The organism is Enterococcus sp. AZ040 (assembly GCF_050499185.1).
GTDB lineage: Bacteria > Bacillota > Bacilli > Lactobacillales > Enterococcaceae > Enterococcus_D > Enterococcus_D entomosocium.
The window spans coordinates 48,939-61,188 of the sequence record NZ_JBMHEW010000001.1 but is presented as its reverse complement, the minus strand read 5'-3'; the positions used below and the strand labels follow the sequence as shown (position 1 = coordinate 61,188).

Sequence of the window (12,250 nt, the reverse complement as noted above, 5' to 3'; positions counted from 1 at the left end):
TCCATTCAACGTTTCTAACTATAAAAGCCAGTTACTTTTCTGCTATTTCTACCTTCTCATATTTCTTGAAAATTGCCAACAATAACTGACAGCGTGCATACAAAAAACAGCTAAGACCAAAAAAGCAGGCAATGTACATGCTGAAAACCAGCGCATAGGGTGAAAGAAGCATGATGACAATAGGGGCTGCAGTCAGAATATGAAGACTAAGTATTTTAAAAGGGTGCTTTGCGGCGACTTTTATGCTGTTCAAAAGGATCGTTTTGATTCCGCTATCGTAACGTGCGAGTAAGAAAAACGAAACTTGGAAAAATTGAAGCCACATGAACGTACAAATTACTAAGCCTACGGTAAAAAGATCAGGCGTCCCTTTTAGTTGGAAATAATACAACCAATCAGCAGTCAAAAGCCACAAAGAAAAAAGTAGACTGAGCCAGATAAGAGTGCTCTTTCGAAAGCTTTGGCAAAAGACCGACCAAAACTGCTGAACAACAGCCGGTGCTTTTCCTTCTATCAGATCAGTCGCCACTTTAGAACCCGCAGTAATGGCTGCACCGATCGTGAAGAGCGGCAAACTAAAAAACAAGAGTAGTACATTTAATAGGAGCAACTGGCTGAATTTCCAAGCGATTCGTGCGAAGAAGTTTTCTGAATGAAAAAAGTGTATCATGTGGGTTTACTCCTTTACTGATCCGACAACGATTCCTTGAACGAAATATTTTTGTAGAAGCGGATAAATAATCAATAACGGCACCACTGCCACCACGATCTTCGCTGCATTCAAGTTTCGATCAGAGACCGCTAGCAGACTTTGTAGCTGCTCGGAAGTCAAATTCCCGGCTTGTTGCATTGTTTCAGCAATGTTGACTGATAGTGTTTGGATATAGGTCATTAAAGGATAGTTTTCAGTCTTGGTCATATAGATCAGTCCACTGAAAAAATCATTCCAACTACCGACAATACTGAATAGAGAAACGGTTGCCAAACACGGCAAAGACATTGGAATATAGATTCGTCCCAAAATCTGCAGTGGGTTGGCCCCATCGATCCGAGCAGATTCTTCCAATGATTTGGGAATTCCCCGAAAGAAATTCATCACCAAGATCACACTGCCGATAGGGACTGCACTAGGTAAAATCAGGGACCAAATCGTATTCAATAATCCTAGATTGCGAACGACCAAATACGTTGGAATCATGCCACCACTGAAGAGCATAGCGAAAACCATCACACTCATGAATAATTTTCTCGTTCGAAATACTTTTTTTGATTTAGATAGCGGATAAGCCATCGTTACGATCATCACCAAATTCAGCAATAAAGAGATCACCACACGAATGACTGAAATACCAAAAGAACGCCAAAACTGCTGATCGCTCATGATGCGCTCATAAGCCGCTAAGGTCAGATCCACTGGCCATAGCCCCACAGCATTTGCAGCGACCGCACTGCTGCTGCTTAAAGAAAGTGCCACGACATTCAACATCGGTACTAAACAAGAAAGTGCCAAAACAATGACGATCAAATAAATTACTGCATGCCGTATACTAAATTTTTCTTTCATCTCTTTTTTCCTTTCCTTAAAACATCACTCTGTCAGTCTTCTTCTCCGCAATTTTGTTGGAAGACCAAATCAAGAATAGACCGATCACCGATTTGACCAGACCAACGGCGGTTCCTAAGCTATAGTCTCTACCGATCAGACCGATTCGGTAGACATAGGTATCGATAATATCGCCGCTTTGATACACAACCGGAGAATACAGGTTATAAATTTGGTCGAAGCCGGCATTCAAGATATTAGGCAGCGACAAAATCGTCATCAGCAAAATAAAAGGCATCATCCCCGGCAGGGTTACGTGCCAGACTTTTTTTGACCAAGAAGCACCATCCATCGTTGCTGCTTCATATAATCCCGGATCAATCGAGGTAATGGCAGCAAGGTACACGATTGAACTGTAACCAAAACTTTTCCAAACATCGGTCCCGATCAGCAAACGAGGAAACAGCTGATTACTACCCAAAAAGTTTAATGGTTCTACACCAAAGTTTTGTAAAATCTGATTCACCGTTCCATCAAGACTGAATAAATTGACCACTACTGAAGCCAATATGACCCATGAAAGAAAATGGGGCAAATATACGATGGTCTGAATGGAGCGTTTCATCCACTTTACACGTACTTCATTTAATAGAATCGCAAAAAGAATCGGTACGATCGTATTAAAGACAATTTTCCAGAAAGCGATGAAAATCGTGTTTTTAGTTACTAAGAAAATATCCGGTAAACTGAACAAATAGCGAAAGTGCTCGAATCCCACAAATTCAGAACCAAATACACCTTTCGCTGGCACATAATCTTGAAATGCCATCAACAACCCAAACATAGGACCATAAGAAAAAATCAAAATAAAAATTATGCCTGGTAAAATCATCCCTAGAAAGAAAAGCTGATCTCGAGAAAACCACTTTTTCTTTTCTTTTTTGCTTTCTTTTTCAACAGAAAGTTCCATTTACTTACTCCTCCATAAATTTTTTGCCTCACCAGCCGCTTGATGAAAAAATTCGAACAAAGAAAAGGCACCTGCAGTCGGTTTTCCTGCATACAACCTTGCTTTTCTTTGTTCGAAAGACGAGTGTCAGAACCGCTGGAGTGGCCGCTTAATTATCTGCTCGCTGATCTACTACTTCTTGCATTTCTTCAAGTATGGCTGTCCCACCTTGGCTATTCCAGGTTTCAACATAGTTGTCGAAGTTTTCCAGGGGTTCTTCTCCAGTGATAAACTTAATGAAGGTCTCTTCCTCCAGTTTCCCTACTTGTGCGCCGTTTCGTTCATTGGCTTTGATCGAATCAAAACGCGGTGGTTTCACTTCATTCAAGCGTCCTTGCTCTCTGATACCGCCCATCACATTATTGACGGCTAAATAGCGGGAGGCATAGCGGGTCCAGTCCACCGGATCAGTTTCTTCAGGGCTATCCAGATATTGCTTGATTTTTTCGGCGTTTTCTTTGATGAAGAAGTTGGAGATATCCTCGATAGATGTTTCGCCAACCGCCGCCTTGGAAGCTTCTACTGCATCATCAATCTCACTATAGGCTTTTAAGAAAACAACATTCCATGGACGAACCGTCCCATCGACATCCACTTTCGCATAGTCATAAATTTCCGGAAACTCGGCTTCAATATCTTCCGAGTTGGCAACTTCACCATAAATCAGATTGATCATCTCCATGATTTTTTCCGGCTCAGAAAAACCTTTGCGCACCACGATGTATTGCCCAGTGCCGCGGTTAGCCACGGCATTGACCCCTCCATCGCCGTTAGCATTTTCAAGGGCATAAGGAACAAATTCAGCATTTGGATCATTTTGTTTGGCTTGTACTAAGCCCCAGTCAGGCATGTGCCAAGGACCAAAAGCGATGCCCGTTTCTCCATTAACCATCATGGCATGGATATCGTCATACGTGCGGGTACCAAATTGCGGATCCATGAACCCTTCATCTTGCCAGTCCTTCAGTAGCGTTAGTGCTTCTTTCATTTCTGGCGTATTGGATCCATAAAACATCTGCCCATTCTCATCTTGGAGATACGATTTTGGGTAGGCTCCAAACGCATTCATGATGGCTGTTCCGGTATATGCCGTGCCGCCATGATTTGGCGAAGACAACCAGAAGGCCAATGGCAAACCAACTGCTTTTCCGGTATTGGCTAAATCATTTTCTTGAAAAGCAATCGCTGTTTCCTTCAACTCATCCAATGTAATTGAGCGATTGCCATCTTTATCCAGTTCAATACCTAGCTCATCTAGCCAGTCCTGGCGCAACCAGACAAGATTGGGCCCGAAGTCATCGCTAGTAGATGGGATCGCCATCAAGCGATCATCAAACGTGGCTGCTTCTAACTGAATCCCATCAAACGAATCATAGATGTCTTTTAGAAAATCGTCGGCATGCTCCTCAAATACTTCGGTTAAGTCTTCCACTAAATCATTGTTAACTAATTCTTCCAATTCATCTCTTGATCCGACGATCATCGTATCCGGTAGTTCCCCTGAAGCGATCGCTAGCGATACTTGACGATCATAGTCTTCCCCATGGGCTTCAAAGGCACTCTCCAGCTCGATGCCCAAGCGTTCTTGAATCAATCGAGTATATGCGTTATTGCTGTAAGAATCCCCCTCAGGCAGTTTCGAGTTCGGTGCGGTCTGGCGTCCGATCGTAATCACGGTATCCCCATTTTCATTGGTCTTTGCTTCTTCTGAACTGCATCCTGTCATAATAAGTGCTGAAGCAACTGCTGTTAACATTGCTGTCCCCCGCCTAAATTTCATTGTTTTCCTCCTCAAACTTTTTTGATATCCTTATTATACGCAATCGCTTCCACAGAAAATATAGCACTTTTTTCAGATTCATAGCACGATATCCAGAAAAATAAAACGTTTACAAATTCGCTCTGTTGCTTTTTTTGTTTATCGCTTACTATAGAAAGAAGAAGCGACTGCGTAATTTTCTCTATACGAAAGGACGGCGAAAACCATGTACCGACTGCTGCTTGCTGATGACAGCTACGATCAAAGAGAAGTGATCAAATACTTCTTGAGTCAGCATGAAAAAGAATGGCTGATCGAAGAAGCCAAAAATGGCCGCGAAGCCTGGCAACTTTTTCAGAAACAGCCCTTTGACTTGATAATTACCGACGTAAAGATGCCCTTTATGGATGGACATGCCCTAGTAGCGAGAATCAAAGAAGCAGTTCCTGAAATTCCTGTGATGTTTATCAGCGGCTTTGAAGATTTTCATTATGTAAAAAAAGCCATACAGTTACAAGCGGTTGACTACCTCTTAAAACCAATCGACCCTGATGATTTTTATGAACAAATAAATAAAATCATTCTTTTTATTGATCAACAAAAGCAGCGCGCTTACACAAAAACAATCGCACAAACCCATTACTTGAAAGAGATTTTGAGTAAACTTTTTTATGGCTATCCTTGGCATTCACTGCCGAAGGAAGAGCAATCGATTGCACAAGATTTTTTTAAGACTCATCCCTCTTTTTTTCTCGTTACTTGGCCGCTGGATTCTTGGAATGCGCCGGATTTTGTCCCATCGCTATCTGCTGCATTTCCTGAAATGTTCAGTTTGTTTTTAGCTCCAGCACAACTGCTCTTTTTTAACGAACCTTTGCCAAAAAGGGAAATCGAAGAGCGAAAAAACAACTTAACTACCTATTTTTCCAAACAGTTTCAGCAAAAAATAACACTTTTTGACAGCGGACCAGTTCCCCACCATTCAGGGGTGTATGGCACCTATCATGACTTACTGAGAACCAGTCAGCGGTCTTTTTATCAGCAAAACAAAGGGAAAATCTGCCAGCTGCTTCCGGGAGATCACTACATCGTCAAGAAAGCGCTTTTCGAAAAAACCGTTTCGTATGTGAATCAATACGAAAGTAAAAAAGCCCACGCGCTTGTGAAAACAGTTTTCGACTGCTTTGAAACAAATGGACGTGAGGAACCAACCAATGCCAAGTTTTATTTTGCGACCTTTTATCAAACAATCCTCGATCAGTGCACGATCACTTTTGATGCGGAGTGTGGCGCTAATCAGATTGGAAAAATACTGGAAGCGCCAAGTCTGCAACTAATTGCGGATATTTTTGATGCCCTCTTCCATTATATCCATGATGCATTGCTTCAAATCAACGGGAGCCAGTCAAATGACTATGTGCGCCAAGTAAAATCCTATATATTCGCTCATTTTCACCAAGAGTTGAGCTTGGATCGGTTAGCAAAGGAAGTCAATATCAATCCTAACTACCTAAGCGAATTATTCAGTACTTCTGAAGGCATGGGTATCACCAAATACATCAAGTCTTACCGTATCAAACAGGCTCAGAAGCGTTTAAAGAACTCGAACTGCAGCATTCGAACTATCTCCAAACAAGTTGGCTTTAATCATTATTCCTATTTTTGCAAAACGTTCCGAGAAATTGTCGGAATGACGCCGGATGCGTATAGAAAGAGAGGTCCCTCTTGTTAAGAAAAGTCCACGATTGTTTTAAAAATTTTCGTTTTCAAAAAAAGATCGCCCTTATTTCAATTCTTTCAAGCATTGTTCCTCTGATCGTTTTGACCTTTGTCGGGGTATCTATCATCCGAGCCTTTATCCAACAGCAGGAAAAAAGTGCTTACTCCGATAATCTCAAAAGTATCAGCTATCAGTTAGAAAGCAAGATCCACACCTATCGGGACAGCCTGCTCTTTTTAGCCAACAATACCGCCTTGACGCAAGAGCTTTCTAGTCAACGCTTCTCAAACTTTGATCAATACAATCTCTTTCAAAATACGATCGTGCCTTTGTTTCACAGTGTTCGTTTTCCGCAAGCAGATATTAAAGGCATCACGCTATACACCACGATCGATCTTTATGATCATGGGCAATACGTCAAAAAAATCACGGCTGATACAGCACTGCCTTTTCTAAAAGAAAAACCTTCGACCGAGATTCGAACGTATTTTGACAAAGAACGGGAGGAACTTTCTTTTTATACCAACCTTTTTTTAAAAGGCCATACCGCAGATTCCTTAAACTACATCGTTTTAACCATCGATCGAGCAGCATTGTTCACGAATCTGGATGCAGTCACTGAGGAGCCTTATGATTTGACCATTCAGTCAGAGACCGGGCAGACGCTTTACCGCATTGATTATTTGACGAAGCAGCAACGTACTCAAAAACAGTGGCTGGTTGGAAACGCAGTTATTGAAGAGGCACCTGTACTGCTGGATAATCATTGGCAAATCGTTTTTGTTAAAACCGCACAGTCATTTTTCAGCAGTTTACTGTATCTAGTTGGTGCGGCACTTATTATCTTTGGTTTTGTATTAATGATATTGGTTTTATCCAGCTGGTGGTTGGCTAAAACCGTGGTACAGCCGATCAACTCTTTGACCCAGCAAATGGCCTCTTTATCAATGGATCAATTCAAAATCGAGCACACATATTCTTCAAAAGATGAAGTCGGGCAGTTATACACCAATTTTCAAAAAATGCTAGATAAAATCGCTGAGCTGATCAATGAAGTATATGAAGCCGAATTGAAACAAAGAGAATACGAATTGCGGGCTCTGCAAGCCCAGATCAATCCGCATTTCTTTTATAATTCCTTAGCACTGATCAGCAATACTGCCACACTAAACGGCAATCACGAGATCCGTGAGATGGCTCAGCTGCTGTCTCGATTCTACCGTCTCAGCCTAAACCAAGGATCCAACCGGCTATCCGTCAGCAAAGAACTCGATCTGACGATCACCTATGCTAAAATCCAGCAAAAAATGCATCACCATTCCTTTGATTTAGTCCTCGAAATTGACTCAGATATCGATGAGTATCCGATGATCAATCTACTCTTGCAGCCGTTTGTCGAAAATGCCGTCTTTCATGGGCTTGATCATATTGAAGATGACCGCAGAGGGGTATTGACGATCCGCTGCCTCAAAGAAGGACAGTGGCTACGGTTTGAGATTCAAGACAATGGTCCCGGGATTGATCCTGAACAGCTAAAACAACTGGAGGAACCTTCTGATCAACATTATGGTATCAACAATGTACGCCAACGGCTAGCATTGTACTATGGCAAGCAAGCTTCCTTATCGATTCAATCAGTAAAAGGTGAAAACACCACAATTGTTCTACTCATACCGCAAGACTTACCTCCTCAAAAAAAACCGTCAGTGAAGAATGTTTAATCACTAACGGTTTTTTGGTGTCAAAATATTCAGATATTTATTTTAATGCTTGATTTCAAGTACCTATTCCTCTACAGCAAACGCACCAACCTCTAATAATCCTTGCCGACCCTGGTCTCGCGTCACGCCTTTTGCTTTCTTTAACATTCGTTCCCAATACTCCACGGTATCTTTTATAAAATCCTTGTTGCCGTCAGTACACCCTTCACGAATAAACAGCAATACCAAACCGCTAAAAAAAATCAAGGCTTCTTCATGGTATTTCCTCAGATCGTTTTCTTGCTCACATTGAAAAACAGCTGATTCAGCGATTGCTTCTTGAAAATATGCAAAAGAACACTCTTTTATGTAGGGACCACAACCAATATCATTTAAAAATAATGCAAAAAAGAGGGCTCGATTGCGACTGGCGAACACGTAATAGTCATGCCAAAAACAGTATAGAGGATCCAGTGTCATCACCGTCTCTTTTTTTGCTTCATGAATGTCATGGAAGACATCATCGACCATTGCCTGTTTATAATTTTGCATGTTTGAAAAATTCAAATAGATTGGTTGGGTCGATGTTCGTGCATATTTAGCAATGTCGCGGACAGTGATTGGCCGATAAAGATATTCCACCAGATATTTTTTTAAACAGTTGATCAAATATTTTTTCGTAATCGTTGCTTTTCTCATAATACCCCTTCCTTTCTTGAGGCGATCAGCTCTCGCTAACGCTCCTCTACTCTCACTTGCTTTCTTCCAGTGAAACACCACCAACACCCAATTTTCTTACTGAAAGTAATCTGCATACTTCTACTTTAACAAAAAAGAGAACGTTAACATATACTTTCTGCCGAATTTCTTAATTTTGTTTTATATTTTTGACCATTTTCCTGAAAAACTTCCCTGTTTTCCTCGGCTAAGTCTTAAGACTGATTTTTTTGATACTACTTGTGAAATGATACTATGTAATGTATAGTATGGATATGAACAGGAGGAGAGCCTTTGGATGCCCAATTAAAAAAAGGATTATTGGAAATTTGTGTTTTAGCCTATTTGCAGCACGGGGACTCTTATGGCTATGAATTAGTCAAAAATATTTCTCCTTTACTACCAATCTCAGAATCCACCCTCTACCCTATCTTGAAGCGCTTAGAAGCCAGCCGAGCGGTTGAGACTTACAACAAGAGTCATCAAGGACGGACCCGAAAATATTACCGCTTGACCAAACTTGGCAAACAGCGGATCGACGATTTTTTAACCAACGACTGGCCCCAATTGACATTGATCCAGCGATTTATTAAAGGAGGAACACTAGATGAACAGAGTTGATTTTATCAAGGCATTGGCTGCAGAATTATCTGAAAAAGTCAGACCTAGCGAGATTCATCAGCTGATCAACTATTATGACGAGATGATCGAAGATTTGATGGAAGAAGGATACACTGAAGAAGAAGCCGTGGCACGCCTTGGCTCCCCAAAAGAACTGATCCAAACAGTCACAGAAACAGAAGAGGTCGTGGTAGAGATTCCCCGCCGCTTTCATCCCTTTTTGCTCTTGATCTTAGTGCTAGGCTTTCCATTGTGGGGCAGCTTATTGTTAAGTGCCGCTTTGCTGATCCTAAGCTTTTTAATAATCATCTGGTGTGTGCCTTTCACCACTGGCATGATTGGTGTCACTACGTTTATCGGTGGGATTGCTAGCGTTGTCTTAAGTCCCATGCTGATGGCGGATGGTTTCTATCTCTTTTTAAGTCAGTTAGGCGTGGGGATTTTCTTATTTGGTTTAGGGCTTCTTTGTCTGATCGCCACTTATAGTATGAGCCGACCTTTTTCACGTCTTACCCACTCCCTTGTCGTTTGGCCAAAATCATTTGTTCAAAACTATCGAAAGAAGGCAGTCCTATGATCAAAATCAATAAGCGCTTTTTCGTTTTTCTCAGTCTGTTGTTTATTATTCTCGGACTGGTCATCACCTTTATCGGTTTTTCAATGTCAGGGTACTCACCTGATGCCTACCATATTGAGCATCGTCGTTGGTATCAACTGATTGGTTTCTACACAGACTAATCGGCAAAAACAATTATAAGTTGCTTTTTTCGTCAGAAAAACAAGTGATTTGCATTAATTTCATGTATTGATGAAAAAATTGAACTTTCCTTTTTGACCTCACCATATTACTATATAGGTACATCCTGTATCCTATTTCATAGGGTAACCAGAAAAACCCATACCATCCTATGGGTTTTTTTGTTGTTTATAAAAGCAAAAAAACGTGCCGCAAGTCCAGGTATCGCCAAGCCAGCTATTTTTAGCTAACCTTGGTAGAGCCTGTCTGCAGTACGTTTTTTCTAATGCTCGATTATTCCCCTAGTACTGGCTGTTCTTGCACAGTGCCAATAGGAAACAAGGCGCGAAACACCCGGCGAACGATGGGGCCTGCAATGAACAATTGCAACGGCAATGCGACAATCACATTTTTCCCAATGTTGCTTAGCCAATTGACGAACACCGAGTGATCAGGGTTTGGGTGCATCAACGCACCAAAGAGTGACATACAGATCACCATGCCGGCGATCATCAATGAAGAAATCAAACCGATTTTTTTCCAAGTAGCTGATTGATGGTCCAAAAATCGAAACGCCAAACCTTTTGCTGGACCCGAAACAATGAACCAATCCAAAATAAAGGCGACACAAAGGGCTAATGGCAATTCATTCCACGCCAATTGGAATGCCAATGCAGACACACCGACTTGGAACATGAGGTTGTAAACACTCATAAAATACACCATGAAAATACACATAAGTGTCGTATAGATCAAACTTTCTTTTTTGTTGATGGGCATGTAACAACTTCCTTTCTCTTTTTCGTACTCGACTATTCTAGCAGAAGAAAATTTTTCGTGTAAGTAAAAGTTTGAAAACTTTCAAAAAAGTTTTTTGCTATTTTTTTATCCACTTCTCTTGACACTTTCTTATGAAGTCAGTAGAATAGCGATAGATTAAATCGTACAGATAACAAGCGGGTTCGCTTGTCGAGAGAGAGGCGGTTTCTATGAGAATAGAAACGGTCTCTTTTTTTGCGAATTTTTTAGAGGTGAGAATATGGAAAACAACAAAAAACTCGTGGGGGCGATCCTCGCAACCGGATTGATGTCATTTGCAGGCGTGCTGATTGAAACAGCCATGAATGTAACGTTTCCGACATTGATCGATCAATTTACGCTTTCAACATCCGATGTCCAATGGGTGACGACCATCTACTTACTGGTCATCTCCATCATTGTCCCAATATCGACCTACCTTTTGAAACGCTTCTCATTGAGAACCTTGTTTCTAGCTGCCAACGCCTTCTTCCTTGTTGGCTTGGTGATCGACTTTTTATCGCCGACGTTTGCCATTTTGCTGATTGGCCGCTTTTTCCAAGGTGCCAGCACAGGGATCGCACTGCCTTTGATGTTCCACATCATTTTGACTTACTCCCCCTTTGAAAAGCGGGGAGCGGCGATCGGCTTAGGGAATTTGACCACTTCCATCGCTCCAGCGATCGGACCGACATATGGAGGATTATTGACCGCCCATTGGTCTTGGAATGCGATCTTTCTTTTCTTAATCCCAGTCTTACTGATCTCCCTAGTACTCGGCCTTTACTCGATCCCTAAAACGGCTGGGGCAAAAGACACTTCCCTGGATTTACTGAGTGTATTAGGAATCGTCTTGATGTTCAGCGGCTTCTTATTGTTCTTGAATCAAGTAGGCACCTTAGCGAGTCTACTGCCACTGCTTTTCGGTTTCATTGGTGCTGGCTTGTTTTATCAACGCTCAAACGGCCCGAACCCTTTGATTCGTTTGGCTGTTTTGAAAAACCGCAGCTTCAGTTTGTTTCTTTTCGGCTTTCTCGTTTGTCAGTTCCTTTTACTGGGCATTTCCTTTGTCTTGCCGAACTTTGTCCAACTCGTCTTGGGAAAAGATGCCTTTACTGCAGGATTAGTTATGCTGCCCGGGGCGGCCATCGGGGCGGTCCTTGCGCCGATCTCTGGTCGGTTGCTGGATAAAGTTGGACCGAAAAAACCGATCCTGTCTGGTTTGACTTTGATTGCCATTGGTTGGCTTGCCTTAGCCCTTGTTTTGCGTTCGCCTTTCATTTGGAGCCTAGTTGCCGGACATGTCTTTTACATGATCGGGATCGGCTTAGCCTACAGCAATATGATGACCACCGGCTTAAACAAGCTGACTCCTGCGTTGTACGCGGACGGTAATGCGATCTTTAATACGCTGCAGCAATTTTCTGGTGCAGTGGCGACGGCTGTGGTGGCGACCATTATCAATTTGGCACAAAATGCGACGACCGATTACACCCAAGGGACGGTCATCGGCTCTCAAATCGCCTTATTCTTTTTGTGGGCCCTGGTCTTACTGACTTTCCTATTAACGATCAACTACTTCCGCAAAAACACCGACAAAAAAGCTGTCAGCTAACTGCGGCTTTTCCAATTGAAAAACAACGAAAA

At 42.0% G+C, this 12,250-nt stretch carries 12 protein-coding genes; 6 read left to right on the top strand and 6 right to left on the bottom strand.

What is annotated here, in order from left to right:
- Nucleotides 1-31: 31 nt before the first annotated feature.
- From IGK63_RS00280 to IGK63_RS00265, 4 genes are all read right to left on the bottom strand, one after another.
- A complete protein-coding gene (locus IGK63_RS00280) occupies nt 32-670 on the bottom strand; it encodes a DUF624 domain-containing protein (RefSeq protein ID WP_016611649.1) in 639 nt (212 codons plus the stop codon).
- A 6-nt stretch (nt 671-676) separates the two neighbouring features.
- Nucleotides 677-1,564 (bottom strand): carbohydrate ABC transporter permease, encoded by an 888-nt coding sequence (locus tag IGK63_RS00275; RefSeq protein ID WP_005232877.1) that lies wholly within the window; start codon nt 1,562-1,564, stop codon nt 677-679.
- A 16-nt stretch (nt 1,565-1,580) separates the two neighbouring features.
- The gene (locus tag IGK63_RS00270) at nt 1,581-2,513 is read right to left on the bottom strand and encodes an ABC transporter permease (RefSeq protein WP_008376715.1); all 933 of its coding nucleotides are present in this window, start codon (nt 2,511-2,513) and stop codon (nt 1,581-1,583) included.
- A gap of 148 nt (nt 2,514-2,661) precedes the next feature.
- On the bottom strand, nt 2,662-4,332 hold the full coding sequence (locus IGK63_RS00265) for an extracellular solute-binding protein (protein WP_016611650.1): 1,671 nt from the start codon (nt 4,330-4,332) through the stop codon (nt 2,662-2,664).
- Nucleotides 4,333-4,537: 205 nt separating this feature from the next.
- Between IGK63_RS00265 and IGK63_RS00260 the strand changes: the two genes are divergently transcribed.
- Complete coding sequence (locus tag IGK63_RS00260) at nt 4,538-6,043, top strand: response regulator transcription factor (protein ID WP_016611651.1); 1,506 nt, start codon at nt 4,538-4,540, stop codon at nt 6,041-6,043.
- Complete coding sequence (locus IGK63_RS00255; protein WP_016611652.1) at nt 6,037-7,752, top strand: sensor histidine kinase; 1,716 nt, start codon at nt 6,037-6,039, stop codon at nt 7,750-7,752. The genes IGK63_RS00260 and IGK63_RS00255 overlap by 7 nt, the downstream gene beginning before the upstream one ends.
- Before the next feature lie 63 nt (nt 7,753-7,815).
- On the opposite strand, the gene IGK63_RS00250 is transcribed toward IGK63_RS00255, so the two are convergent.
- Nucleotides 7,816-8,517 carry a TetR/AcrR family transcriptional regulator gene (locus IGK63_RS00250; RefSeq protein ID WP_016611653.1) on the bottom strand — a complete coding sequence of 234 codons (702 nt, stop codon included), beginning with the start codon at nt 8,515-8,517 and terminating at the stop codon, nt 7,816-7,818.
- Between the two features lie 225 nt (nt 8,518-8,742).
- Between IGK63_RS00250 and IGK63_RS00245 the strand changes: the two genes are divergently transcribed.
- The 3 genes from IGK63_RS00245 to IGK63_RS00235 are packed head-to-tail and all read left to right on the top strand — an operon-like array spanning nt 8,743 to nt 9,807.
- On the top strand, nt 8,743-9,069 hold the full coding sequence (locus IGK63_RS00245; protein ID WP_005232883.1) for a PadR family transcriptional regulator: 327 nt from the start codon (nt 8,743-8,745) through the stop codon (nt 9,067-9,069).
- Nucleotides 9,056-9,646, top strand: coding sequence for a DUF1700 domain-containing protein (locus tag IGK63_RS00240; protein ID WP_005232884.1), 591 nt, complete (start codon nt 9,056-9,058; stop codon nt 9,644-9,646). Before IGK63_RS00245 ends, IGK63_RS00240 begins: the two co-directional genes overlap by 14 nt.
- A complete protein-coding gene (locus IGK63_RS00235) occupies nt 9,643-9,807 on the top strand; it encodes a hypothetical protein (protein ID WP_005232885.1) in 165 nt (54 codons plus the stop codon). The genes IGK63_RS00240 and IGK63_RS00235 overlap by 4 nt, the downstream gene beginning before the upstream one ends.
- A 292-nt stretch (nt 9,808-10,099) precedes the next feature.
- Here IGK63_RS00235 and IGK63_RS00230 read toward each other — a convergent pair whose 3' ends face one another.
- Complete coding sequence (locus IGK63_RS00230) at nt 10,100-10,585, bottom strand: hypothetical protein (protein WP_005226468.1); 486 nt, start codon at nt 10,583-10,585, stop codon at nt 10,100-10,102.
- Nucleotides 10,586-10,844: 259 nt separating this feature from the next.
- On the opposite strand from IGK63_RS00230, the gene IGK63_RS00225 reads away from it, so the two are divergent.
- Nucleotides 10,845-12,218 carry an MFS transporter gene (locus tag IGK63_RS00225; RefSeq protein ID WP_016611654.1) on the top strand — a complete coding sequence of 458 codons (1,374 nt, stop codon included), beginning with the start codon at nt 10,845-10,847 and terminating at the stop codon, nt 12,216-12,218.
- Nucleotides 12,219-12,250 lie beyond the last annotated feature (32 nt).